Source organism: Kineococcus sp. AC630, assembly GCF_979255925.1.
Genome location: NZ_CEEDMJ010000028.1, coordinates 1 through 25,022, shown reverse-complemented (window position 1 = coordinate 25,022; position 25,022 = coordinate 1). Strand labels below are relative to the sequence as shown.

Sequence of the window (25,022 nt, the reverse complement as noted above, 5' to 3'; positions counted from 1 at the left end):
CTCGCTAGGGTGGGCGCGCCGGCCACGACGGCGGCACCAGCGCTCGTAGCTCAATGGATAGAGCGACCGGTTTCTACCCGGTTGGTTGGGGGTTCGAGTCCCTCCGAGCGCACCCGCAGCGAGAGCCGCACCGTCCCCGGGGTCCGGCCGGTGACGTAGAGGCGCACCCCCTCCGCGTCGTGACCGCCCCGCAGGTACTCGTACTGCTCTCCGCCCGAGTAGTGGGCCGGCTGGGCGGGACCGTCCCCGCCGCCCGGGCCGATCTCCAGGACGTCGCTCCCCACGGTCCAGCGGCAGCGCTCACCGGTGAGCCGGTAGGTGTCCGCCGACACCTGCTCGGCGCCCTCCAGGGTGCCACCCGGGCGCAGGGACAGTTCCAGCGCGAAGGACGTCGCGGCCCCGGCTGTACGCACGACCACCTCGACCCCGTCCGGGCCGGGCAGGACCTCGACCTCGGTGTCCAGCTCGACGGCGTCGACGGCACGCCGCTCGAAGGCCATCGCGGCGTGGAAGCGGCCCTCGTCCCCCAGGGGGTACGCGCCCAGGGGATCGCGGTCGGCCGCCGCCAGCGGCTGGTAGTAGCCGGCCCGCAACCGCTGGCGCAGCACGTACCCGCCGCCGTCGCGGGGTTCCAGCGTCTCGCTGCGGAACGGCCCGAGCCCGAAGAAGTCGCTGGAGAGGCGCAGCGACTGCACGACGGCCGACCCGTGCCGGAAGCGCAGGAAGGTGGCGGTGTTGGCCGTTCCCGACCGGACGCTCTGCACCGCGGGCTGGTCGCTGCCGCCGAAGACGACGGCGCGGGTGCGACCGCTCGCCTCGACCGCCAGGCCGGAGTCCGGCAGCAACGCAGCGCCGCTCCAGCGCCACTCCTCGGGTCCCGCGGGCAGCGCGAGCCCCAGCCGCGGGTGGGCCATCACCTCGGGCAGGCCGTGGCGACCGTCCACACCGTGGCGCTGCAGCGAGCGGGCCGCGGCGGCGAAGTCGGGGCGGTCCTCCTCGAGGGCGAAGCGCCGGTAGGGCAGCACGAACGCGGTACCGGGGTGGCCGACCTCGTGCTGGTCCTGACGCCGGGAGTGGACGCTCTCCAGCAGGCCGTCCTCGTCGAGCAGGGGCAGGAACGCCTCGAGGTTGCGCCGCACCGGGTCGAGCAGGTCGGGGCGGTCCAGCAGGTCGGCGAGGACCAGGAGCGAGGGGTTGGTGACGGCACCGGCGTAGAGCGGGCTCCGTTCGGAGTACATCCCGTCGGACTGCTGGTCCACGCCCTCGGCCAGCCACTCCTCCACCCGCGCGCGGACGGCGGGCTCGTGGCCGAGCAGCGCGTCGAGGCGGGCCAGGGCGCTCGCGAGCTCCCACCGGTGGTTGGGGGTGTGGACGCCGCCCGTGAGCAGGGGCGGCAGCGTGCGGCGCCCGATCTCGCGCAGCCCGTCCGCGATCCCGGTGAGCGCCTCCTCCCGGCCGGCGAGCTCGGCGGTGAGGCAGAGGTCGTTGACCGTGAACGCGGTGTCCGGCGGGGAGGCGAGGTTGGAGCTGTCGAAGAGGCCGCTGGGGGTCTGCGCCGCGGCCAGTTGTCCCAGCAGCCCGTCGGCCGGCGGGAGCAGCCGGTCGTCGTGGTGGTGCTCGGAACCCGGGTGGGACCAGGCCGCCACGAGGGACTTCAGCCGGGCGGTCGTCTCGCGGTGGGCCAGCGGGCTGAGCGTTCCCGCCCGGCCGGCGAGGAGTTGTGCGACCCTGCGGTCGAGGTCGGCGACCAGCAGGTCGGTGAACCCGCGGTCGAGGAGTTCGGGAGCGGGGTCGGGGTGCACGCGATCAGTCCTCCGGGCGCTGGGGTGAGGGGTCGTCCCGACGTACGCGGGGGCAGCGGTCCGACGGACGTCAGTGTGCACATGTTCTGACGTGAAGTCATCCCGACTCCAGCGGCTCTCGGCACTTGACGAGGTAAGGGCTTTCCGCCTAACTTGCCGGGACTGCTGCTGCTCCCCAGGGGCAGCGCCGTCACCTCCCCCGGTCCCCGGGGCCGGGCTCCACCGCCGGAGTCGAGGGGACGGTTCGTGACCGGAGACGAGGACGTCCAACCATGCGCGAGTTCACCACCAGTCGTCGTTCCATCCTCCTCGGCTCGCTGGCCGCGGCCACCGCGGGCTCGGCTCTGACCGCCTGCGGCGGAGGGGACTCCGCGTCGGGCGGCGGCGGGGACGCCAAGAAGATCACCTTCTGGCTGTCGGCCAGCGACGCCCAGGCCAAGGGCTACTACGACCTCGCGGACGAGTTCAAGACCAAGCAGGGCATCACGGTCGAGATCGTCAACGTCCCCTACGACGGCTACCAGACCAAGCTGCGCCAGGCCGCGCAGGCCGACTCGCTGCCCGACGTCGCGAGCGCCCCGTCGCTGGACCCGATCTGGACCAACAAGCTGCAGGACCTGACGTCCATCGCGACCAGCTCGACGAACAAGATCGACACCAAGCTCTACCAGAAGACGGACGACGGCAAGATCCTCACGATCCCGTCCGACATCACCGCCGCCGGGCTGTTCATCAACGCCTCGCTGTTCCAGAAGGCGGGTGTCGCCTACCCGACGGATCCGGCGAGCACGTGGACGTGGGACGCCTTCCTGGCCGCCGCCACCCAGGTCCGCACCGCCACCGGCGCCAAGTACGACCTCGTCTACGACGCCTCCCCCGCCCGCATCCGTGCCTTCGTCTACGAGCACGGGGCCAAGGGCTTCCAGCTCAACTCCAAGGGCACCGAGTACAGCGTCGACGACGCGACGGTCCAGGTCCTGCAGAAGTTCGTCGACATCAACGACGACGTGGTCATGCCCAAGTCGGTCTGGACCTCCGGAGCGGACCCGAACGCGCTGTTCAAGAGCGGCCAGGTCGTCGCCTACTTCTCCGGCGTCTGGCAGGTCGCCGACTTCGCCGAGAGCATCACCCAGTTCGAGTGGGCCTCGGTGCCGACCCCCGCCCAGCCGACGCAGGCGACCGACATCAACAGCGGCGGCAAGATCGTCGCCTTCGACAACGGCGACACCAAGGACGCGGCGATGAAGTTCGTCGAATTCCTCTTCGACCCGACGAACTACGCCAAGGTGGCCGCCACCAACGGCTGGCTGCCGGTGGAGAACGACCTCGCCATCACCTACCCCGGCACCAACCAGGCCGCTCTCGACGGTTACGCGCTCTACCAGAAGGAGATCGAGCTCGCCGACGCGATCTCCACCTCCGGCAGCGACGCGGGTGAGAAGCTGACCCTGGCGGGCAAGGCCATCACGACCGACCCCACCAAGGACGAGATGGGCAAGGCCATCAACGGTCAGCAGACCGTGCAGCAGACCGCGGACAACATCGTCAAGCTGCTGAACGAGCAGATCGCCTGACGTCACCCGACCGGGCCCGGGCTCGCACCCGGGTCCGGGACCATCCCCCAGGAGGTTCCATGACCCCCAGCGCACCGGGTCCGGTCCCCGCCGCCGTCGGGACCGACCCCGCCGCCCTCGTGCGGGCTCCGCGACCCTCCGCGGGCCGCTCCAACCGCCGACGGGCGGCGCGCTACCGCCTGGCGCCCCTGCTGTTCGTCGGCGTCAACGTCGTCCTGTTCTTCCTGTTCTTCGTCTGGCCGGCGCTGACGGGGCTGTACTACTCCTTCACCAGCTACACCGGGGTCGGCTCGGCCCCCTGGGTGGGCCTGGCCAACTACCAGAAACTGCTCGGGGACGCCGGGTTCTACTCGGCGTTCGGCCGGACGGTCCTGTTCGCCGTCATGTCGGTGCCGCTGAACTACGTGCTGTCGCTGACCATGGCGACGCTGCTGACCAGCCCGCACGCCAAGGGCAAGACCGTCGCGCGCGTGCTGTTCTTCATCCCCTGGCTCATCTCCCCCATCGTCGCCGGGGTCATCTGGCGGTGGATCTTCGGCGAGAACTTCGGGCTGGTGAACTTCCTCATCACCTCCCTCGGCGGCTCGGCCGTCCCGTGGCAGTCCAACGCGAACCTGTCGCTGGTCATCGTCGCCATCGCCGGCGCCTGGGGCGGGACGGCCTTCAACATGCTGCTGTTCGTCGCGGCGCTGCGCAACGTCCCGACCTCCTACTACGAGGCCGCCTCGATCGACGGGGCCACGTCCTGGCAGCGGTTCCGCTACATCACGCTGCCCAGCATCGCCCCGACGTCGTTCATCGTCATCCTGCTCGGCAGCCTCGGGGCCATGAAGGAGTACGCGCTGCTGCAGTCCCTGAACGGCGGTGGACCGGGCACGGAGAACAACCTCGTCGTCCAGTACATCTTCCGGACGGGCTTCCAGCAGGGCCAGATCGGCTACGCCAGCGCCGCCTCGTTCGTCCTCATGGCCGTCCTCATGGGCATCGCCCTGCTCCAGGTCCTCGTCAACCGACGCCGGGAGGCGTGAGATGGCTCTCTCCTCGCTGCCGCGCCCCAAGGCACCGGCTCTGCGCCGCAGCACCCGGATCCGCGAGGGCGGCTCGCCGGGCCGCACCGTCGGGGCCACCGTCCTGCTGTGGCTGCTCGCCGTGCTCTACGGCTTCCCGGTGCTGTGGTTCGTCCTGTCCTCGTTCAAGCCGGCGGGGGACCTCTTCTCCTACCCGCTGACGCTGCTGCCGAAGAACCCCACGTTCGCCGGCTACGAGCAGGCCTGGACGAGCTTCAACTTCGCGGGCTACTTCACCAACACCCTCATCGTGGCGGTCAGCACCACCGTCCTCACGGTGCTGGCGAGCGCGATGACGGGCTACGCCCTGGCCAAGTACCAGAACTGGTGGCTCAAGGCGTTCTTCATGTGCATCCTCGCCACGACGATGCTGCCGACCGAGGTCATCCTGTCGCCGTCGTTCCTCGTCATCCGCGACCTGGGGCTCTACAACCACCTGGCCGGGATCGTCGTCCCCTCGATCATCACCGCCACCGGCTGCTTCATGTTCCGGCAGTTCTTCTCCACGGTGCCGAACGAGCTGCTCGAAGCGGCCCGCATCGACGGCTCTAGCGAGCTGACGACCTTCGTCCGCGTCATGCTGCCGATCGCCCGCCCCATCATGATCACCCTGGCGATCTTCTCCTTCCAGTGGCGCTGGAACGACTACATCTGGCCGCTCATCGTCCTCAACGACCCGAGCAAGTTCACGCTCCAGATCGGGATCCAGAGCATCGTCGGGGCGCAGAACGTCAACTGGTCGGTCCTGCTCGGCGCCTCGGTCATCTCGATCGTGCCGCTCGTCGTCATCTACCTGGTGTTCCAGCGCTACGTCATGAACGCCGACATGAACGCCGGCCTCAAGGACTGAGCGGGGTGCGGGAGGCTCCCGCGGGTCGTAGCGTCCCCGCGTGAGCACTCCCCGCACTCCCGTCCGGACCCTCGACGGCACGCTCGACCTGCCCCTCGTGGGGCTCGGCACCTACGGCCTGCGCGGTGCCGCGGGTGAGCGGTCGCTGCGCAGCGCCCTCGACCTCGGGTACCGCCTGCTGGACACCGCGACGATGTACGAGAACGAGGCCGAGGTCGGCCGGGCGATCGCGGGCCACGACGACGGTGACGACGTGGTCGTCACCACCAAGCTGCGCCAGGACCACGCCGGCCGGGAGGACGAGTTCCTCGCCCGCAGCCTCGAACTGCTGGGCCGCGACGTCCTCGACCTGTGGCTCATCCACTGGCCGCCGGAGGGCCGGGCCCGTCCCGACGTCTGGGAACGGTTCGTCGCGGCGCAGCAGCGCGGGCAGGTCCGCGCCATCGGCGTCAGCAACCACTCCCTCGCCCAGATCGACGAGCTCACCGCGGCCACCGGGGTGACCCCCGCGGTGAACCAGGTGAAGTGGGGTCCGCGGCTCTTCGACGCGGACCTGCTCCAGGGTCACCTCGACCGCGGGATCGTCCTGGAGGGGTACTCCCCGTTCAAGGCGACCAGCCTGCAGGACCCGGTCCTCACCGCCGTCGCGCAGGCGCACGGCGTGAGCGCCGAGCAGGTCGTCGTGCGCTGGCACGTGCAGCACGGGGTGGTCGTGATCCCCAAGTCGGGTGATCCCGGCCGGCAGGCCACCAACCTCGACGTCGGCGGCTTCGCCCTCACCGACGACGAGGTCACCGCGATCGACGGGCTGGGGCGCGGGTGAACCGGCGCGTGGTGGTCCTCGACGACTACCAGCGGGTGGCCGCGGGGTTCGCCGACTTCTCGGGTCTGGGCGAGGTGGACTTCGTCCACGAGCACCTCGCGGGAGACGCCCTGCGCGCACGCCTGGCCGGCGCGGAGGTCGTCGTCGCCATGCGCGAGCGGACACCGTTCGGAGCGGCGGAGTTCGCCGGTCTGCCCGACCTCCGCCTGCTGGTGACGACAGGGATGGTCAACGCCGCGATCGACCTGCCCGCGGCCGCGGGCCACGGGGTCCTGGTCTGCGGGACGGGGATGGCCGGCACACCGACGACCGCGACGCCGACGGCCGAACTCACGTGGGCCCTCGTGCTGGCCCTGGCCCGGCGGGTCCCGGCCGAGGACGCGGGCCTCCGGGCGGGGCACTGGCAGCTGGGCGTGGGGCTGGACCTGGCCGGGCTGACCTTCGGCACGATCGGGCTGGGCAACCTCGGCCGCCGGGTCGCGCGGATCGCGCAGGCCTTCGACATGGAGGTCCTCGCGTGGTCGGAGCACCTCGACCCGTCGCAGGCCCGGGAGCTCGGCGTGGAACCCGTCTCGAAGGCGGACCTGCTGCGCCGCAGCGACGTCGTCTCGGTCCACACCCGGCTCTCCGAGCGCACCCGCGGTCTCCTGGGTGCGGCGGAACTGTCCGCGATGAAGCCCACGGCGTTCCTGGTGAACACCTCGCGGGGCCCGGTCGTGGACACCGACGCGCTCGTGGCGGCCCTGCACGCGGGGACGATCGCCGGGGCGGGGCTCGACGTGTACGACGTCGAACCCCTGCCCCTCGACCACCCGCTGCGCGAGGCCCCGAACACCGTCCTGACCCCGCACACGGGGTACGTGACGCAGGACTCCTACCGCCGGATGTACCTCGACGCCGTCGAGGACGTCACGGCGTGGCGGGCGGGCCGCCCGGTGCGGGTGCTCGGCTGAGCTTCAGTTGACCCTCAGTTGACCCTCAGTTGACCCTCAGTTGACGAGGACCCGCCAGGACCCCTCGCCGAGGGCGACGACGTCACCGTCGGAGAGCTGACGACCCCGGCGGTCCTCGGGCTCCTCGTTGACCGTCACCTCCCCGGCCTGGAGGACCTCGCGAGCCTCCCCCCCGGAGTCGACGGCGCCGGCGAGCTTGAGGAACTGCCCGAGGCGCACGATCCCGGTCACCTCGACGTCGATCGTCTCCACCGCCACCTCACTCATCGACGGCCAGCGCGGTGAGGACACCGGCGACCCGATCGGCCTCGGCCCGGGTGAGGCGCTCCGGCACCAGGACCTCGACCCGGGTGCCGTCGGGCAGCGGGATCGTGTGCATCAGCATCTCCCGCCCGCCGGGGACGACCACCTCGGCGTCCTCGGGAACCTCGGTCCCGGTCGTGGTCCGAGCCCCCGGGGTCGAGCCGAGGAACGCCTTCAGCCGGTCGATGCCCTGTTCTGCGAGGCGTTCGGCCCCCGGGTCCAGCCGGCCCTGCTTCAGCAGACCCCGCAGCACCGCGTCGATCGACTCGCCCTGCCTCTTGTTCTCGTCCATGCCCCCAGCGTCGCACCCACCCGCGCCGTCCTCGTCATCCGCAGGGCGGAACCCCGGACGCCGTCCGTCGTCCTGCCGGCGGGGCCGAGGTCAGGCGGCGGTGGCGAGGTCAGGCGGCGGTGGCGAGGAACTCGTCCCAGCGGGGGTCGGGGGTCTCGGCCCCCCGCACGGCCCAGGACGCGCCCCGCGGGGCGGCGGGCCGGAACGGCATGCTCCACCCCATCTCCTCGGGTGTGCGGTCACCCTTGGCGTTGTTGCAGCGCACGCAGCAGGCGACGAGGTTCTCCCAGCTGTCCGGGCCGCGGCGGCTGCGCGGCAGGACGTGGTCGACGGTGCTCGCGTGGCCGCGGCAGTAGGCGCAGCGCTGGTGGTCGCGTCGCAGGACGCCACGCCGGCTGACCGGGACGACCTGGCCGCGCGGGACGCGGACGTAACGCGTGAGCAGGATGACGGAGGGCCGTTCGAGGCTCATCGTCGCGCCGACGACGGGGTCGGCGTCGGCGAGGACCACCGACGCCTTCCCGGCGAGCACGAGGACGAGTGCCCTGCGGAAGGACACCACCGCCAGCGGTTCGAAGCCGGCGTTCAGCACGAGCGTGCGCACATCCACCTCCTGGGACGACGAGAGGCGCCGTCCCCGGTGGGGAGGGCGCCTCTGAGAGCGACGACGTGCACATGGTGGTGGTGCACGTGGTGGTGGTGCTCCGCGTGCTGCTGGAGGGCGTGGGGCACCACGGTGGCTGTGCCGCCGTGACGCCTGGTCATCGGACCTCCGTGGGTGCCGTCGTCGTTGACGGCACCCTACGTCGCGAGGGGTGGTGGAGTCAGCAACTTTCCCGTGAATCCCACCGGGCGCGCCGGAACCGGGGAGGTGACCCGGATCGGCCGGGTCGCGAACGCGAGAACGGCGCCCGCCGCACCACCGTCGGAGGCGGGAGCCTCTCACGGTGGACGCGACGAGCGCCGTTCCTGCGTGCCCGAGCGCCGATCACTCGCCGATCGGTGACGTACCTCGATCAGACGGTGGCGGCGAGGCGACCGAAGGTGACGGCGTCGCTCCAGATCGCGCGGAGCTGGACGGGCTTGCCGGTCCGCGGCGCGTCCCACATCATCCCGCCGCCCGCGTAGATGCCCACGTGGAAGGCACGGCCGGAACCGTTGCTGAAGAAGACGAGGTCGCCGGGGACGGCGTCGCCGCGGGAGATCGTGGCCGCGGCCGACTTCTGGGCGGCGGCGGTCCGGGGGATCTCGACGCCGACCTGGCGGTAGACGTAGCTGGTGTAGCCCGAGCAGTCGAAGCCGGCGGGGGTGGTACCGCCGTAGACGTAGGGGACACCGGCGTAGTCGTCGGCCACGTCGAGGATGCGCGCACCCAGCGAGGCCTGGACCGGGGCGGGCGCGGGAGCCGGGGCCGGCGCCGCGACCGGAGCCGCCACGACGGGCGCGGGCTCCGGCACGATCGCGTTCTCCGCGACGCTGGAGGCCACGACCGGGACGGCGTCCGCGGTGCGGGTGGCCCGGGTGAGGACCGGGGCGGCGACGATGACGGGCGCAGCGGCCGGGGCGGCAGCGAACGTCGCGGTGCTCGACAGGGTGCTCACCGTGGCGGGGGCCGACACGACGCCGACGGCGGTGGCGCCGAAGGCGGCGGGGACGGCGGTCGCCACCGAGGCGACGCTCGAGCCGACGGCGGCCGGGGCTGCACTGGTCACGGCGCTCGCGGGGAGAGCGACGGAGACGAGCAGACCACCGGCGGCGGCGGCGACCGCACCTGTGCGGACGGCACCGCCGGCGGTGCGGGCGACGCTGTCGGACAGGTCGGTCAGGGGGGTACGGGCACGAACGGCGGCGCGGTGGCGCGCCTGGACGCGAGTCGTCAAGGTGGTGGCCTCTCCGACGCCTGCGAGGTGAGCTGTCGGGTTCGGGAGGGAGTATCCCCCGGCCGGTTCGCACCGGCTTCACCCCAAGGACTCGGCGCGACCAGGTGGTCGTGCTCCGCCCGGGAAACGTGGTTCCCCCACCCCTGCCATGAAATGTCTCGGGGGACCTCGGCGTGGTGGCAGGGCTCGGCGTCCACGTGAGGGCATCCGCGTGCGCTGTCGAGGATGCGGGTGGACCATAACCCGATCCACGGTCGAATGTCACGACCCGGTGACGAACTGGTGCCGGGGACGTGACGACGCGTCGGGCTTGATCTACGGAGAGTGACGACTGGGAACGAGAAGCGGACGACGCCGGGGGCCGAACGGGTGACGTCGGCCTTCACCCTCCGTCACAGATCACCCGCGGGAGGGCGGGCAGGCGGCTGTCCGGGCTGTTCCCGGGCCCGGAACCCCGCGTCGTCGGGGGGTCCCGGGTCGGGGCGGGGTCAGCTGAGCGCGACGAAGATGTGCGACGCCTCGGCCGACGTGAGGTCCACCACACCCTCGCCCACCGCGACCTCGACGCCGGAGGCCGACGACTTCGCGACGACCTCGACCCCGGGGACCAGGCCGGCGGCGTGGAAGCGGGCCAGCAGCGGGACGTCGGTCTGCAGCGGTTCGCCGAGGCGCCGGACGACGACGGAGCGTCCTTCGAGCTCGGGGCTGCTCAGCGACTGCACGCCGGAGCGGAAGTCCTCGGTAGAGCACTCCTCCCCCAGCTCGTCCAGGCCGGGGATCGGGTTGCCGTAGGGCGAGGAGTGCGGGTGGTCCAGGATCGCCACGAGGCGCTTCTCGACCTCCTCGGAGACGACGTGCTCCCAGCGGCAGGCCTCCTCGTGGACGAGGCTCCACTCCAGTCCGATGACGTCGGTCAGCAGGCGCTCGGTGAGGCGGTGCTTGCGCATGACCCGCATCGCCTTCTGCTTGCCGGCGTCGGTCAGCTCCAGCCGTCGGTCGGTGCCCACGTGCAGCAACCCGTCGCGTTCCATCCGCGCCACGGTCTGGGAGACCGTCGGGCCGGAGTGGTGCAACCGCTCGGCGATGCGAGCGCGCATCGGCACGATGCCTTCCTCTTCCAGTTCGAAGACCGTCTTGAGGTACATCTCGGTGGTGTCGATGAGATCGCTCACGGTGCCCATCATCGTTCATCGCGACCGGTGGTCGCACCCTTGACCCCGGGGCGTTCGGGGCGTGTTCGCGCAGAGCGTCCGACGGGTCGGGGCGCCACCTCCACCGGGCCTCCACCGGGCGGGGCGGCGGACGCGCGGATAGCGTCCCGGCGTGGCCGCCCGCGAACAGGACCGTGACCCGAGGACCAGCGTGCTCTGGTTCCGTCGGGACCTCCGCCTCAGCGACCACCCGGCGTTGCTCGCCGCGGCGGCGGAAGGGTCGGTGCTCCCGCTCTTCGTCATCGACCCCGCGCTCTGGAAGCCCTCCGGGGACGTCCGCCGCGCCTACCTGCTCCGCTCGCTGCGGGCGCTCGACGTGTCCCTGGACGGCAACCTCGTGGTCGAAGCGGGCGACCCGGCGCAGGTCGTGAACGACGTCGCCGCACGGGTCGGGGCCCGCCGGGTGCACGTCAGCGCCGACGCCGGCCCCTACGGCCGTCGGCGCGACGACGCGGTCGCGACGGCCCTGGCGGGTCACGACCGTGAACTGGTCCGCACCGGGACGCCCTACGCCATCGGGCCCGGGACCATCCTCAACGGCTCCGGCAAGCCGTTCCAGGTCTTCACCCCGTTCTCACGCGCCTGGAACGAGCACGGCTGGCCCGCGCCCGCCGCCGATCCCGGTGACGTCGACTGGGTGCACGACGGTGCGGGGGTCGACGGCTCCCACTGGCCGGCCGAACCGGACCTGGGCGACCTGGAGCTCCCCGAGGCCGGCGAGGACGCCGCCTTCGCGCGCTGGCACGACTTCCTCGACGGCGCCCTGGCCGACTACGACGGCGAACGGAACCGCCCCGACCACGACGGCACCTCCCAGCTCTCGCACGCCCTGAAGTGGGGTGAGCTGCACCCCCGGACCCTGCTGGCCGCGTTGCGCGCGAAGCGGTCGGTGGGGGCGGAGACCTACCGGACGGAACTGTGCTGGCGGGAGTTCTACGCCGACGTGCTCTGGAACCGCCCGGAGTCCGCCCGGGAGTACTACCGACCGCAACTGGCGGCCATGAACTACGAACCCGTGGGTGAGTCGTTCACGGCCTGGGCCGAAGGGCGCACGGGGTTCCCCGTCGTCGACGCCGGGATGCGCCAGCTGCGCTCCGTCGGGTGGGTCCACAACCGGGTCCGGATGATCGTCGCGAGCTTCCTCGTCAAGGACCTGCACGTCGACTGGCGCTCCGGGGCGCGGGAGTTCATGCACTGGTTGCGCGACGGGGACCTCGCCAGCAACAACCACGGCTGGCAGTGGGTCGCGGGGTCGGGGACCGACGCCTCGCCGTTCTTCCGGATCTTCAACCCGATCACCCAGGGCCAGAAGTTCGACCCCGACGGCAGCTACGTCCGCCGCTGGGTGCCGGAGCTGCGCCACCTCGCGGGGAAGTCCGCGCACACCCCCTGGGACGCGCCCGGCGGCTACGAGCACGGGTACCCCGAGCGCATCGTCGACCACGCCCACGAACGCCAGGTCGCCCTCGAGGACTACGCCCGCGTCAAGGGCTGAACGACCGGGACTCAGGGTCGGGGCTCAGGGTCGGGGCTCAGGGTCGGGGCTCAGGGTCGGGGGTTCCGGGCGTCGTAGTGCAGGAAGCGCCGTTGCCAGCGGGCGAGGGAGAGCACCGCGACGACGCAGGCCGTCCCCCCGGCGAGCGCCGCGAAACCCTCACCGACGCCGGAGGCGGTCGACCCGAGGACGAGGTCCCCCAGGCGCGGTCCGCCCGCGACGACGACGATGAACACCCCCTGCAACCGCCCGCGGAGCGCGTCGGGGGTGGCGACCTGCAGGATCGTGCCGCGGAAGATCGAGCTGACGGCGTCGGCGGCACCGGAGACGGCGAGCAGCAGGACGCAGAGGACGAGCTTCGCGGAGACCCCCTGCGGGACCAGGACGAGCACCGCTCCGAACGCGGCGACCGAGACGCCGTAGACGGCGACGCAGCCGATGACGACCGCACCCTGGCGGCGCACCGACCCCAGCGGCCCGGAGAACAACCCGGCCAGCACCGAACCCAGCGCGAACCCCGCACCGAGGATCCCGACCGTCCGCGCCCCGCCGCCGAGCTCCGCCGCCCCCAGCGCGGGGTAGAGGACGCGGGGCATGGCGAAGACCATGGCGCAGAGGTCGGCGAGGAAGGTCATGCGGATGTTCGGGCGGGTCCCCAGGAACCGGATCCCCTCCAGCACCGACCGGAGTCCCGGGCGTTGCGACCCCCCGAGGACCTCGGGAGGCATGGCGGGCAACCCGTGGACCCCGGCCAGCGCGGCGACGAACGTGACCGCGTCCACGGTGTAGGCGGCCTGGAAACCCCACGCCCCCACGAGGAGTCCCGCCAGCAGCGGCCCGATCGTCAGGGCGATGGCGTTCGTCATCCCGGACAGCGCGTTGGCCGCGGGCAGCACCGCCCGCGGGACGATGCCGGGGACGATCGCCGACCGGGCCGGGTTGTTGATCGCGAACGCCGCGCTCTGCAGCGCCACGAGGCCGTAGAGCAGACCGACGGAATCCAGGTGCGCCCAGGCCTGGGCCGCGATGGCGATGGAGAGGAGCCAGAGCCCGACGGAGGCGAACAGCGCCACCCGCCGGCGGTCGTGGGCGTCGACGAGGGAACCGCCGTAGAGCCCCAGCCCGACGAGGGGGACGAGGGCGAAGATCCCGACGAGTCCCACGGCGAAGGTCGAGGAGGTCAGCGAGTAGACCTGCAACCCGACGGTCACGACGGTGAGCTGGGTGCCGATGGCGGCGAGCGACTGGCCGACCCACAGCCGGCGGAACGCGGGGACCTCGCGCAGGGGCGTCGTGTCGACGAGGAACCGGCGGCGGGTCGGTGCGGGGCCGGGACTCGGGGGGCCGGATCGCGCCGGCGGTGGACTCACCCGGTCAGGATAGGTCGTGTCCCGGGGCTACTTCAGCGCAGCGGACGGGGACGTGGGAAGTCCCCGGGCGCTTCCGCCCCCCTGACGGCGCTCGCCGTCACGGTACGGGCCGGTTGGACAGACCGGCGCCCGGGGACCCGGTGACTGCCGTGATCTCGCCGCGCTGCGCGGGGCGACCAGAGCGGTCCGCGTCCGTTCACGCAGCTGCTAGCGGGCAGCCACCTCACGCGTCCCAAGAGAAACCATTCTTCGGACCACCTCCTCTCCCGTGTAGGTCAACGGTAAGACCGCTCCCGCGCCGTTGTCACGCCGAATTCCGAAGAAGTTCTCGACCGCCGGCGCGCCGGAGCGGACCCGGGCGACGGGGCGGCTTGTGGCGTGCCCCACCCGTGTCCTACAGTTCGACCCGGCAGAGTTACTGTCAGAACCACCCTTACTGAGACCGGGGCCGTGTTCCATGAGCACCACCGAGCAGCAGGCGATCCTCGTCGCGGTGTCGACGGTGATCTTCGCGTTGCTGCCCGACCGGGAGGGGAACGTCCGGGTGCACCTGCCGCTGGTGCGCCGCACCCGCGCCCCCTTCGCCGACCAGTGGGCGCTCCCGGGCGGCTGGGTGCGCACGACGGAGAGCCTCAGCGACGCCGGACGGCGCACCCTGGCCGAGACGACGGGACTGCGCCCGAGCTACCTGGAGCAGCTGTACACGTTCGGGCAGCCGGACCGCTCCCCCGGTCAGCGCGTCGTCTCCGTCGTCTACTCCGCCCTGGTCAGGAACCACGAGGCCGCGGCCGCGGTCGAGGGCGAGAACGTCCGCTGGACCTCCGCCGACGACTGCACGGGCCTCGCCTTCGACCACGACGAGGTCGTGCAGTACGCGCTGTGGCGGTTGCGCACCAAGGTCCAGCACGCGCACGTCGCCCTGCACTTCCTGGGCGAGCAGTTCTCCCTGGCGCAGCTGCGCGAGGTCCACGAGGCGATCCTGCAGCGCCCCCTCGACCCGGCGAACTTCCGTCGCCAGGTCGAGAGCTCGGGAACCGTCGTGTCCACCGGGGAACGCCAGACGGGCGGCCGGCACCGGCCGCCGACGTTGTACCGGGCGGTGGTCCCGGACGGGGTCGCCGGCCCGCTGATGACCGCCGGTCCGCTCGCGTAGCGCTCCGGCAACGTTCACAGGAACTCCTCGAGAAACAGGCCCGTCACGATGGCGTCCGTCCCCACGCAGATCGCCCTGCTCACCCGCGCCCCCGGTGGCGCGGACAGCACCTGCGACCCCGACCTGCCCACCGCCCCGTGGCAGTTCGACGCGGTCCCCGGCCGGCCCCTGCCGTTGCCGACCTACGGCGCGGGAGCCTCCCGCCAGGACCCGGCCCCGGCCGACTCCCCGGTGCAGCAGCAGATCCCGGCCGAGTACCGGCTGCTGCCGGCCGAGGAGCTGGACCGCCGGATCCTGGCGGCGAAGGCGACCCTGGGACCGCGCGTGTCGATCCTCGGCCACGCCTACCAGCGCGACGAGATCGTCCGCTACGCCGACTTCGTCGGGGACTCCTTCCAGCTCGCGCAGCAGTCGCAGCGGCACCCGGAGGCGGAGTTCGTCGTCTTCTGCGGGGTGCACTTCATGGCCGAGACGGCCGACCTGCTGACCACCCCGGACCAGCCGGTCATCCTGCCGAACCTCGCCGCGGGGTGCTCGATGGCCGACATGGCCGACATCGACTCCGTGCAGGCCTGCTGGGAGCAGCTCGAGGCGCTCTACGGCACCGAGGCCGACGCCGACGGCCGGGTGCCGGTCATCCCGGTGACCTACATGAACTCCGCGGCCGCGCTCAAGGGTTTCTGCGGCGCCCACGGCGGGATCGTCTGCACCAGTTCCAACGCCCGCGAGGTCCTGGAGTGGGCCTTCGAGCGGGGACAGCGCGTGCTGTTCTTCCCCGACCAGCACCTGGGCCGCAACACCGCCAAGGCCATGGGCGTCGACGTCGCGCGGATGCCCGTGTGGGACCCGCGCAAACCCCACGGCGGAAACTCCGCGGAGACCCTCGAGGACGCCCGGGTCGTGCTCTGGCGCGGGTGGTGCTCGGTGCACCAGCGGTTCACCGTCGACCAGATCGCGCAGGCCCGGGCGAAGAACCCCGACGTCCGCGTCGTCGTCCACCCCGAGTGCCCGATGGAGGTCGTCGACGCCGCCGACGAGGCGGGTTCCACGCAGTACATCCAGAAGGCGGTCGACGCCGCCCCGGCCGGGACCGCGTTCGCGATCGGGACCGAGGTCAACATGGTCCGTCGCCTCGCCGACACCCGGCCCGACCTGACGATCGAGTGCCTCGACCCGGTCGTCTGCCCCTGCTCGACGATGTACCGCATCCACCCGGCCTACCTCGCCTGGGTGCTGGAGTCCCTCGTCGAGGGCCGGGTCGTGAACCAGGTCAGCGTCGCCGCCGACGTCGCGGGCCACGCGCGCACGGCGGTGGAACGCATGCTGGCCGTCCACCCGTGAACCGCCGTCGCGAACTCGTGGAAGAGCTCCACGTCGACGTCCTGGTCGTCGGCGCCGGGATCGCCGGACTCACTGCCGCCCTCGAGGCCGCCCACCACGGCAGCGTCGTGCTGGCCACGAAGACGGAGCTCGGCGACGGCAGCACGCACTACGCCCAGGGCGGGATCGCCTCGGCCGTCGGGCCGCAGGACGTCCCCGCGCACGTCGCCGACACCCTGGCCGCCGGCGCCGGGTTGTCCTCCCCCGCTGCGGTGCAGGCGTTGTGCGAGGCCGGCCCGGCCGCCGTGCGGGTCCTCGCCGAGCGCGGGGTGGAGTTCGACCGCGGCGCCTCCGGGGGCTGGGCGCTCGGTCTGGAGGCCGCGCACTCGACCTCGCGCATCCTGCACGCGGGCGGCGACCGGACCGGCGCGGCGATCTCCGCCGCGCTCGCCGCGGCCGTGCGCCGCAGCGACGTGACGATCCGCGAGCAGACCTTCCTCGCCGGGTTGCGGACCTCCGGGGGCCGCGTCGTGGGTGCCGACCTCGTCTCCGGCGCGGAGGAGGACGGGGCCACCCACGTCCTGCGCGTCCACGCCGGTGCCGTCGTGCTGGCCACCGGCGGGGCGGGACAGTTGTTCAGCCACACCACGAACCCGCCGGTCGCGACGGCCGACGGCCTGGCCGCCGCGTTCCGCGCCGGTGCGGCGGTCGCGGACCTGGAGTTCTTCCAGTTCCACCCCACGGTCGCCGCCGTCGCGCACCCGTTCCTGGTGTCGGAGGCCGTGCGCGGTGAGGGCGCCGTGCTGCTCGACGCCGCCGGTGAACGGTTCACCCTCCGGGTGGACCCGCGGGCCGAACTCGCCCCGCGCGACGTCGTCGCCCGGGCCATCGCCGCCGCGATGGCCGAGCACGGCGGGAAACCCGTCGTCCTCGACGCCACCGGTGTCGCCGCGGCCCTGGGGAAGCCCTTCGCGCAGCGGTTCCCCGGGATCGCGCAGTTGTGCCGGGAGTCCGGCATCGACCCCGAGACGACACCGATCCCCGTCACCCCCGCCGCGCACTACTGGATGGGCGGGATCCGCACCGACGCCGTCGGGCGCACCACGCTGCCCGGGTTGTGGGCCGCGGGCGAGGTCGCCTGCTCCGGGGTCCACGGCGCGAACCGGCTCGCGTCGAACTCCCTGCTCGAGGCGCTCGTCACCGGTGGTCAGGTCGTGCGCGACATCCGCGAGAACGGCGTCGCCGCGGCGGAGTTCCCCGAGGACGAGGTCGTCGAGATGCCCGGGGCCGCGCTGCCCGTCGCGTCCCACGTCGGCCGCCGTGACCTGCAGTCGGCCATGTGGGAGCACGCGGGTGTCGTGCGCGACGACGCCGGTCTCGCCGTGGCGATGAAACTGCTCACCCCGCAGGAGGACCCCGTCGAGATCCTGTCCGAGGACCTCGACGTGCCCCGCCACACCCGCGAGGACGCCAACCTCGTGCTCGCCGCCCACCTGCTGGTCGCCGCGGCGACCGCGCGGGAGGAGAGCCTCGGCGCGCACTTCCGCAGCGACCACCCCACCGCACCGGGGCACGCCCGGCGCCGGTCCTTCCGGAGGATCCCGTGAACACCCCTGACTCCGTCGTCGCCCTCGCACTGGCCGAGGACGCCCCCTGGGGCGACGTCACCAGCGAATCCCTGCTGCCGCCCGACGCGCTCGCCGACGCGCAACTGGTGGCCCGCGAACCCGGCGTCCTGGCCGGTGCGGCCTGCGCCCGCGCGGCCTTCACCCGGACCGCGGACCTCACCGGCGGTTCGCTGGAACTCCTGGAACTCGCCGGGGACGGCACCCGGTTCGGAGCCGGGGACGTGCTGGGCCGGGTCCGGGGAACCGCCCGGGGCGTCCTGCGCGCCGAACGCGTCGCCCTGAACCTGCTGCAGCACCTGTCCGGGATCGCGACCCACACCGCGACGTTCGTCGACCTCGTCGCCGGGACGAACGCCCGCGTCGTCGACACCCGCAAGACGACCCCGGGGATGCGCGCGCTCGAACGCGCGGCCGTGCGGGCCGGGGGCGGGCACAACCACCGCTGGTCGCTCTCCGACGCCGTGCTGGTCAAGGACAACCACCTCGCGGTGCTGCTCGCGCAGGGCATCGACGTCACCACCGCACTCAAGGGCGTCCGGGCGCAGGTCCCGCACACGACGACCATCGAGGTGGAGGTCGACCGTCTCGACCAGCTCGAGGCGGTCCTCGCCGCCGACGTCGACGTCGTCCTGCTGGACAACTTCTCCCTGGCCGACCTGGCCGAGGGGGTCCGCCTGGTCCGGGAGCGCTCGCGGGCCCTCGTGGAGGCCAGCGGCGGCGTGCGGGCCGACACCGTCCGCGCCATCGCCGAGACGGGGGTCGACCTGATCTCGGTGGGCGCGCTCACCCAGAACTCCCGCACCCTGGACCTGGGGCTCGACACCACGGTCAGCGCGTGATCTACCTCGACCACGCCGCGACCTCACCGCCGCGCCGGGAGGTGCTCGAGGCCGTCTGGCCGTACCTGACCCAGGTCACCGGGAACCCCTCCAGCAGCCACGAGGTCGGCCGGGCCGCGAAGGCGGGGCTGGACGCGGCGCGCCACGCCGTCGCCGAGGTCCTCGGGGCCCGTCCCGGGGAGGTCGTGTTCACCTCCGGCGGCACCGAGGCCGACAACCTGGCCATCACGGGGATCGCCACGGCGAATCCCCGTGGCCGTCACGTCGTGGTCTCCGCGATCGAGCACCCCGCCGTCCTGGAGACGGCGTCCGCCCTGCGGGAGAGCGGGTTCGAGGTCGACGTGGTCGGAGTCGACGGGGACGGCCTGCTCGACCTGGCCGCGCTCGACGCCGTGCTGCGCCCGGACACGACGCTCGTGTCGGTGATGTACGCCAACAACGAGATCGGGACCGTGCAGCCGCTGGCCGAGATCGCGACCCGCTGCCGCGCGTTCGGGATCCCGTTCCACACCGACGCGGTGCAGGCCGCCGGGCACCTGCCCTTGGACGTCGCGGAACTCGGCGTCGACGCGTTGTCCGCGTCGGCGCACAAGTTCGGCGGGTTGCGCGGCGCCGGGTTCCTCTGGGTCCGCGGCGTCGTCCCGTTGGCGCCCGTCCTGCACGGGGGCGGGCAGGAACGTGGCCGACGCTCGGGCACCTCCGACGTCGCCTCCGCGGTGGGGACCGCCGTCGCCCTGCACGCCGCCGCGACCGCCCGGGAGGCCGAGGTCGCCCGGCTGACCTCGTTGCGGGACAGGCTGATCGAGGGTGTCCTGGCCACGGTCCCGGGGGCCCGCCTCACCGGTCACCGCACCCGGCGCCTGCCCGGCCACGCCTCCTTCTGCTTCGCGGGCGTCGGCGGCGAGACCGTCCTCGCGGAACTCGAGCAGGTCGGGATCGTCTGCTCCAGCGGGTCGGCCTGCGCCGCCGACTCCGACGACGCCTCGCACGTGCTGCTGGCCACCGGGATCGACGCCGACCTCGCCCGCACCGCCGTGCGCTTCACCCTCGGCCCGACGAGCACCGCCGACGAGATCGACGCGGTGCTGGCCGCCCTGCCCTCCGCCGTCCAGCTCGCCGGCCGGTGATCCGCACCTTCGCGCCCGCGGACCTGCCCGGGGTCCAGGCGGTCTGGGCCGCCTGCGGTCGGGAACCCCTCCCCGCCGACGAACTCGCAGCGATCCGCGCGAACGCGCCGGAACTGCTGCTCGTCGCCGAGGTGGAGGACCGGATCGTCGGAGTCGTGGTCGGCACCACGGACGCCCGCCGCGGCTGGATCCACCGCCTCGCCGTGCTCCCCACCCACCGCCGGCGGGGACTCGCCGCCGCCCTGGTCGCGGAGCTCGAGGGGCGTTTCGCCCAGCGCGGCCTGCCCCGGGTGAACCTGCTGGTGATGCCCGAGAACGAGGCGGGACTGCGGTTCTGGGCCCGGCTCGGCTACCTCAGCTGTCCCGACGTCCTGTGCACGAAACCCCTGGCGTCCTCGCGGGAGGTCTGATCACACCGCGGTGAAGCGGGACTCCCGGAGGAGTTCCCACGGGCCGCCGAGGTAGCGGTGCACCGCGAGACCGCTCACCCGCACCGTCCAGGGCACGAGGTCCCGGCTGAGTTCCTCGACCGTCGAACGGGCCACCTCGGGGGTCACGAAGTTCTGCACCGTGACGTGCGGGCGGAACCCCTGGCCGTCCTGCCGGGTCAGGCGGTCCGCGAACTCCGCGGCCAGCCCGGCCCGGACCCGGGCCAGCCCGGGTGAGTCCAGGACGAGGGCCGCGCCGCGCCCCAGCGACCGCACCCCGGTCACCTCGGCCCGGGGCGCGGCACCCGCGCACTCGCGGTCCACGGCGGCGCACACGTCGTCGAGGGCCTCCCCCGGCAGGGCGTGGAAGAGGGTCAGGTGGGCCGCGAGCTGGTTGCGCTCCGGCGGGAACCACCGCTCACGCAGCCGGTCGAAGCTCGCCTGGGTCGCGACGTCGAACGTCGCCGTGACGATGAGCGGCCTCATCCGCGGACGTTGGCCAACCCGACGACCGTCCCGAAGACTCCCGACGCCGTGCAGAGCACGGCGAGCGCCAGCGCGACGGTCCACCAGCCGCGGTCGGGGTGTCCGGAGCGCAGCGCGCGCACTCCCAGCACCACCACCACGACCCCCATGACCAGTCCCAGCGGGGCGAACGCGAGCGAGACGACGAGCCCCGCGACGGAGGCGACGACGCCAGCGATCGCCCCGGTGTTGGTCGGCTCGGCCTTCTGCTGCTGCACGGCCCCACTCTGCCACCCGCGCTCGACCCGACGGCACCGGTCCTGCTCCATCACGACGGCGGCACGCGCGGGCAGACACCCTCGACGTGAACGCACGAGACCGCCGCCCCGGGTGGGGACGGCGGTCTCGTCACCGCGGAGGGTCAGCCGACGGTCAGGACCGTCGACCGCGTGGTGTCGCCGTAGCCGACCGTCCCCAGGTACGGCGTCGAGGCGGCCAGCCCCGACCAGGACAGCGTGTACGTGGCCTGGCGACCGGTGCGCACCGGCAACGGGTCCGGCGTGGCGGTCAGCGAACCCGCCTTCGCGTCCGGCCCGAGGACGAAGGAGGTGAACGTGAACCCGATGGACGACTTCCCCGGGGCCGGGGCGTAGCCGTCGACGACGAGGACGTAGTTCCCCGGATCGACGAAGTCGTCGATCCGTTCGTCGGTGGACGCGGAGGCCGACAGGTCGAGCAGCTTCCCGGCGGCGGAGTAGAGGTAGAGGTCGACGTCGGACCCGGCCTCCCCGCGCAGGTCGAAACGGCTGAACGTGGTGCCCTTCGGGATCGTCACGGGGAACTCGACGCTGTCCCCGACGGCGACGGAGCCCGCGCTCCGCTTCCCGGCCACGAGGCCGGTCGTGGTCAGGTCGAGGTCACCGGTGAAACCGGAGGTGACACCGACCTGGACGGAACCCTTCGCGCCGGTCCCCGCGACCTCGGCCGGAGCCGCCAGCGGGATCGGTCGCACCGCGATCGGCGAGCGGACGGTGAGGTCGTCGCCGCCCTTCCACGTCAGCGAACCCGAGGCCCAGGTGTTCAGCGCCGCGGTCGTGCGGGTCACGGTCACCCGGAACTGCGCGCTCTGCCCGGCGTCCAGCTTCAGGACGCTGGGCTGGACCTGGACGTCGAACCCGGCGAGTTCGGCCGTGGCGTAGTAGTACCCGCCCGTGGTGGCCGTCACCGTGCGCGTCACGGTGCGGGCCCCCGCGAGGTCGCCGTCCGCGATCGAGGCCTGGTTCAGCTCGCTCGGGTCGATCGCACCCACGCCGGTCCCGGTCGCGACGCCGGAACCCTCGAGGTAGCGCAACCAGTCGACCGGGGTCGAGTCGTAGACCAGACCCGGGGTCAGCATCTTCGTCGGGTCGACGAAACCCGCGCCCCCGGCGAACGGGTCGCGGGCCGGGGTGCCGTCGGGGCCGAGCAGGTTCCGCGCGGTCGTCATGAGGGCCGACTTCACCATCATGGGCGTGAACTCCGGGTGCGCGGCGTAGTACAGCGCCGCCAGGCCCGTGACGTGCGGGGCCGACATCGAGGTTCCCGACTCGGGGGCGAACAGGTTGCCGCGCGCGCCGTCCGCGACGGGCGAGTACCCCGCCACGACGCCGGAACCCGGGGCGGTGAGGTCGGGCTTGAGGACGTCGCCGCCGTCGACCAGTGCGGGCCCGCGCGAGGAGAACGCGGAGATCTGCGGGGCCGGCGTCGGGGTGCGGGTGGTGTTGCCGGGCTGGAAGGACACCGTCGCGTTGGTGCGGTGCGTCCGCAGGTACCCGAGGAGGGTCTTGCCCGCCCCGGCGTCCAGGTGGACCGTCGGCACCGCGTGCGCGTCGGGTTCCAGCGAGTTCGGCGTCGGGTTGTAGAGGACCATCCCCACCCCACCGGCGCGGGCGACCTCGGCGGACTTGTCGACGCGGGCCGTCACCGCCCGCTGGCAGAAGACGACCTTGCCCTTCGTCTTCACCGGGTCCAGCGACCCGGCGAGGCAGATCGCGGCGTCGTTGGCGGTCTTCCCCGCGGCGGCCACGTCGGAACCCAGCACGAGGCGGGTCGTGGGCAGCGGTTCCTGGGTCAACCGGGCCCCGACGAACTTGCGGCCGTCGCCGAGCACGACGGTGCCCTCGCGCAGCACCGAGGTGGCGGCCGCGACGGTCGTCACCCACGGGCTGGCGTGGTCGGTGGTGGAGACGGCCGGGCCGGAGTTCCCGGCCGAGGCGGAGACGAAGATCCCGGCGGAGGCGGCGACCATGAACGCGATCTCGACGGGGTCGGCCGCCGTCGTCGACGCGCCGGAACCGATCGAGTAGTTGATGACGTCGACGTTGTCGGCGACGGCCTGGTCGATCGCGGCGATCAGGTCGGAGGTCTGGCAGCCGTTCGTCCCGTCGTCGCCGGTCCAGCAGACCTTGTAGACGGCCAGCGCGGCGGCGGGGGCGATCCCGGTGACGTCCCCGTAGGAGTCGCCGTCGATGGTGGCGGGGACGCCGTTGCGGCCCACGGCCGTCGTGGCCGTGTGGGTGCCGTGGCCGTCGCTGTCGCGGGCGGAGGTGAACTCGCCGTCACCGAGGGCGTGCACCGCGGTGTACCCGTCGGAGAACGCCCGGGCACCCACGACCTTCGTCGTGCAGGAGGCGGCGGTCCACCGCTGGCCGGTCTCGCAGGTCCCGGTGTAGGTGCCGCCGTCGGCCTTCGCCATCCGGATCGTGCCGCCGCTGCGGTAGGCGCCGTAGGGGTCACCCGCGGGGGCCCCCGTGGGCAGGGCCGCGCCGGCGACGGAGGGGTGCTCGGGCCAGAGCCCGGTGTCCAGGTCGGCGACGACGACGCCCCGGCCCGCCTGCTGCACACCGCCGAGCCGGCTCCAGACCCCGTCGGCCCCGGTGAGGCCGAGGTAGTCCGCGGTCGTGCGGGCGGGGGCGGCGGCCGTGCTGGTGGCGCCGGTCGCAGCGCTGGTCGTGGTGGTCACGCTGCTCGCCGCGGCCGAGGCCTCGGCGCTGCTCGTGACCAGGTGCCGCTCGACGTCGGGAGCGACCGAGACGACCCCCGCGGTGGCCGCGAGCTTGGTCGCCTGCGCGCCGGTGAGCTTGGCGGAGAACCCGTTGAGGGCCACCGTGTAGCGCTGCAGCGGGGCGACCCCGACGCTGTCGGCGACCTTGGTCTGGGCGGACAGCAGCAGGTCGCGGTAACGCTGGGTCGTCGACCGGGTCATGTCCAGGTCGCCACCGGCCGACTTCAGCTGCGGCAGGCCGGGGAGGGAACCGTCGTACTTCGCGATGGGGTCCTGGGCGAGGGTGACGACGTAGTCGCCGTCCCGGAAGGCCGAGGCGGCCGGGGTGGGCGTGGGGGCGGCGTTCGCGGTCAGCGTCGGGACGAGGGCCAGGACGAGGCCGGTCCCCAGGCTGAGGGCGAGCCGGACGGGGCCGCGCCGGCCGCCCTCCGGTCCTGCGGCTGGGTGCGGACGGGGGACGACCATGACGGCCTCCAGGGTGGAACAGGAGCGACGGTTGACGTGTCGTGTGCATCGAGTGACGTTCGGTGATTCAGTGACGACGGGGTGCAGCCAACCGGCTACAGCGCGTGGCGTCAAGGTGTCCCGGGGCACTCGTTCGCTCCGCCGGACCGTCCGAGCTCCGCAACGACGCTCCGTAGTCTGTCCCCGTGCAGACGTTCAGCGACCGACGGACCGCCCGCGCCACGACGGGCCACGCCACCCAGCGCCCGGGCCGGCGCCGCGCCGGGGTGCTGCTCCTGGTCGGGCTGCTGACCCCCGTCCTGCCCGTGCTCACCGCCGGCCCCGCCGCCGCCCACGACCGCCTCGAGTCGACCGACCCCGCCGACGGTTCGACGGTCGACGTGGCGCCCGACGCGGTCGTGCTGACGATGTCGTCCGCGCCGCTGGCCCTCGGGACCCAGGTCCAGGTCACGGGCCCGGCCGGCGTGGTCTCCTCCGGCGAACCCCGGATCGTGGACGAGACGATCACCGAGCCCCTGACCGGCGACCTCCCCGCGGGCAGCTACGAGGTGCAGTGGCGGGTCACGTCCTCGGACGGGCACCCGATCTCGGGCAGCTTCACCTTCACCGCGACGGGGGCGGCGACCCCGACGGGCACCACGACCCTGGAACCCGTGCCCACGGCCGCCCCGAGCCCGGGCACCTCGACGGCCGGGACCGTCGACCCCTCCAAGCCCGACTCCGGTAGCGGAAACGGCGCCCTCATCGCCATCGCGGCGGCGATCGTCGTCGTGGGGGCCGGCGCGGGCGGGATCATCGGCTACCGGCGCCGGCAGCGCTGACCGCAGCCGGCCGCCCGGCCCGCTCGAGGCGCAGGTCGACCAGCCAGACGAGGATCGTCAGGACGCCGAACCCCGCCCCCACGGCCGAGACGAGGGCCCAGCCGCAGGACCGG

23 protein-coding genes, 1 tRNA gene and 1 riboswitch are annotated in these 25,022 nt (G+C 73.1%); of the genes, 15 read left to right on the top strand and 9 right to left on the bottom strand.

Annotated features, from left to right (window positions below):
* Positions 1–39 precede the first annotated feature (39 nt).
* From AC0I8G_RS22610 to AC0I8G_RS22580, 7 genes are all read left to right on the top strand, one after another.
* Positions 40–112: transfer RNA gene (locus AC0I8G_RS22610), tRNA-Arg, on the top strand.
* 67 nt (positions 113–179) lie between these two features.
* A complete protein-coding gene (locus AC0I8G_RS22605; protein WP_471731950.1) occupies positions 180–1,892 on the top strand; it encodes a hypothetical protein in 1,713 nt (570 codons plus the stop codon).
* A 182-nt stretch (positions 1,893–2,074) separates the two neighbouring features.
* Positions 2,075–3,376, top strand: coding sequence for an extracellular solute-binding protein (locus tag AC0I8G_RS22600; RefSeq protein WP_471731949.1), 1,302 nt, complete (start codon positions 2,075–2,077; stop codon positions 3,374–3,376).
* Positions 3,377–3,435: 59 nt separating this feature from the next.
* On the top strand, positions 3,436–4,404 hold the full coding sequence (locus AC0I8G_RS22595) for a carbohydrate ABC transporter permease (protein ID WP_471731948.1): 969 nt from the start codon (positions 3,436–3,438) through the stop codon (positions 4,402–4,404).
* A gap of 1 nt (position 4,405) precedes the next feature.
* On the top strand, positions 4,406–5,293 hold the full coding sequence (locus tag AC0I8G_RS22590) for a carbohydrate ABC transporter permease (RefSeq protein ID WP_471731947.1): 888 nt from the start codon (positions 4,406–4,408) through the stop codon (positions 5,291–5,293).
* 40 nt (positions 5,294–5,333) lie between these two features.
* Positions 5,334–6,116, top strand: coding sequence for an aldo/keto reductase (locus AC0I8G_RS22585; protein ID WP_471731946.1), 783 nt, complete (start codon positions 5,334–5,336; stop codon positions 6,114–6,116).
* On the top strand, positions 6,113–7,069 hold the full coding sequence (locus tag AC0I8G_RS22580; protein WP_471731944.1) for a D-2-hydroxyacid dehydrogenase family protein: 957 nt from the start codon (positions 6,113–6,115) through the stop codon (positions 7,067–7,069). The genes AC0I8G_RS22585 and AC0I8G_RS22580 overlap by 4 nt, the downstream gene beginning before the upstream one ends.
* Positions 7,070–7,105: 36 nt before the next feature.
* Here AC0I8G_RS22580 and AC0I8G_RS22575 read toward each other — a convergent pair whose 3' ends face one another.
* From AC0I8G_RS22575 to AC0I8G_RS22555, 5 genes are all read right to left on the bottom strand, one after another.
* Positions 7,106–7,321: an RNA-binding S4 domain-containing protein gene (locus AC0I8G_RS22575; RefSeq protein WP_471731943.1), complete on the bottom strand. Its 216-nt coding sequence runs from the start codon at positions 7,319–7,321 to the stop codon at positions 7,106–7,108.
* A 7-nt stretch (positions 7,322–7,328) separates the two neighbouring features.
* Positions 7,329–7,664, bottom strand: a complete 336-nt coding sequence (locus AC0I8G_RS22570; RefSeq protein ID WP_328295299.1) for a hypothetical protein — start codon at positions 7,662–7,664, stop codon at positions 7,329–7,331.
* Positions 7,665–7,773: 109 nt separating this feature from the next.
* The gene (locus AC0I8G_RS22565) at positions 7,774–8,268 is read right to left on the bottom strand and encodes an HNH endonuclease (RefSeq protein ID WP_380157485.1); all 495 of its coding nucleotides are present in this window, start codon (positions 8,266–8,268) and stop codon (positions 7,774–7,776) included.
* Between the two features lie 412 nt (positions 8,269–8,680).
* A complete protein-coding gene (locus tag AC0I8G_RS22560; protein ID WP_471731941.1) occupies positions 8,681–9,544 on the bottom strand; it encodes a C40 family peptidase in 864 nt (287 codons plus the stop codon).
* Positions 9,545–9,546: 2 nt separating this feature from the next.
* Positions 9,547–9,728: riboswitch (cyclic di-AMP (ydaO/yuaA leader) on the bottom strand.
* A gap of 304 nt (positions 9,729–10,032) precedes the next feature.
* Positions 10,033–10,716, bottom strand: coding sequence for a metal-dependent transcriptional regulator (locus tag AC0I8G_RS22555; protein WP_328295296.1), 684 nt, complete (start codon positions 10,714–10,716; stop codon positions 10,033–10,035).
* Between the two features lie 151 nt (positions 10,717–10,867).
* Between AC0I8G_RS22555 and AC0I8G_RS22550 the strand changes: the two genes are divergently transcribed.
* Positions 10,868–12,250, top strand: a complete 1,383-nt coding sequence (locus AC0I8G_RS22550) for a cryptochrome/photolyase family protein (protein ID WP_471731939.1) — start codon at positions 10,868–10,870, stop codon at positions 12,248–12,250.
* A 50-nt stretch (positions 12,251–12,300) separates the two neighbouring features.
* Here AC0I8G_RS22550 and AC0I8G_RS22545 read toward each other — a convergent pair whose 3' ends face one another.
* Positions 12,301–13,620 carry an MFS transporter gene (locus AC0I8G_RS22545; protein ID WP_471731938.1) on the bottom strand — a complete coding sequence of 440 codons (1,320 nt, stop codon included), beginning with the start codon at positions 13,618–13,620 and terminating at the stop codon, positions 12,301–12,303.
* Between the two features lie 457 nt (positions 13,621–14,077).
* Between AC0I8G_RS22545 and AC0I8G_RS22540 the strand changes: the two genes are divergently transcribed.
* Genes AC0I8G_RS22540 through AC0I8G_RS22515 form a run of 6 tightly spaced genes read left to right on the top strand, consistent with a single transcriptional unit; the run spans position 14,078 to position 20,097 of the window.
* On the top strand, positions 14,078–14,773 hold the full coding sequence (locus tag AC0I8G_RS22540) for an NUDIX hydrolase (RefSeq protein WP_471731936.1): 696 nt from the start codon (positions 14,078–14,080) through the stop codon (positions 14,771–14,773).
* Between the two features lie 48 nt (positions 14,774–14,821).
* Positions 14,822–16,114, top strand: coding sequence for a quinolinate synthase NadA (gene nadA / locus AC0I8G_RS22535; RefSeq protein WP_471731934.1), 1,293 nt, complete (start codon positions 14,822–14,824; stop codon positions 16,112–16,114).
* Entirely contained in the window at positions 16,111–17,700 is a 1,590-nt protein-coding gene (nadB, locus tag AC0I8G_RS22530; protein WP_471731932.1) for an L-aspartate oxidase, read from the top strand. The genes nadA and nadB overlap by 4 nt, the downstream gene beginning before the upstream one ends.
* The gene (gene nadC / locus AC0I8G_RS22525) at positions 17,697–18,560 is read left to right on the top strand and encodes a carboxylating nicotinate-nucleotide diphosphorylase (RefSeq protein ID WP_471731931.1); all 864 of its coding nucleotides are present in this window, start codon (positions 17,697–17,699) and stop codon (positions 18,558–18,560) included. The genes nadB and nadC overlap by 4 nt, the downstream gene beginning before the upstream one ends.
* A complete protein-coding gene (locus AC0I8G_RS22520; RefSeq protein ID WP_471731930.1) occupies positions 18,557–19,687 on the top strand; it encodes a cysteine desulfurase family protein in 1,131 nt (376 codons plus the stop codon). The genes nadC and AC0I8G_RS22520 overlap by 4 nt, the downstream gene beginning before the upstream one ends.
* Positions 19,684–20,097, top strand: a complete 414-nt coding sequence (locus tag AC0I8G_RS22515) for a GNAT family N-acetyltransferase (RefSeq protein WP_471731928.1) — start codon at positions 19,684–19,686, stop codon at positions 20,095–20,097. The genes AC0I8G_RS22520 and AC0I8G_RS22515 overlap by 4 nt, the downstream gene beginning before the upstream one ends.
* Here AC0I8G_RS22515 and AC0I8G_RS22510 read toward each other — a convergent pair whose 3' ends face one another.
* The 3 genes from AC0I8G_RS22510 to AC0I8G_RS22500 form a co-directional block, all read right to left on the bottom strand.
* A complete protein-coding gene (locus tag AC0I8G_RS22510) occupies positions 20,098–20,601 on the bottom strand; it encodes a 2'-5' RNA ligase family protein (protein WP_471731926.1) in 504 nt (167 codons plus the stop codon). It abuts the gene before it with no gap.
* Complete coding sequence (locus tag AC0I8G_RS22505) at positions 20,598–20,858, bottom strand: hypothetical protein (protein WP_471731925.1); 261 nt, start codon at positions 20,856–20,858, stop codon at positions 20,598–20,600. Before AC0I8G_RS22505 ends, AC0I8G_RS22510 begins: the two co-directional genes overlap by 4 nt.
* A 143-nt stretch (positions 20,859–21,001) precedes the next feature.
* Entirely contained in the window at positions 21,002–24,088 is a 3,087-nt protein-coding gene (locus tag AC0I8G_RS22500; RefSeq protein WP_471731924.1) for a S8 family serine peptidase, read from the bottom strand.
* 185 nt (positions 24,089–24,273) lie between these two features.
* Here AC0I8G_RS22500 and AC0I8G_RS22495 point away from each other — a divergent pair, with 185 nt between their 5' ends.
* Positions 24,274–24,909 (top strand): copper resistance CopC family protein, encoded by a 636-nt coding sequence (locus AC0I8G_RS22495; RefSeq protein ID WP_471731923.1) that lies wholly within the window; start codon positions 24,274–24,276, stop codon positions 24,907–24,909.
* Positions 24,910–25,022 lie beyond the last annotated feature (113 nt).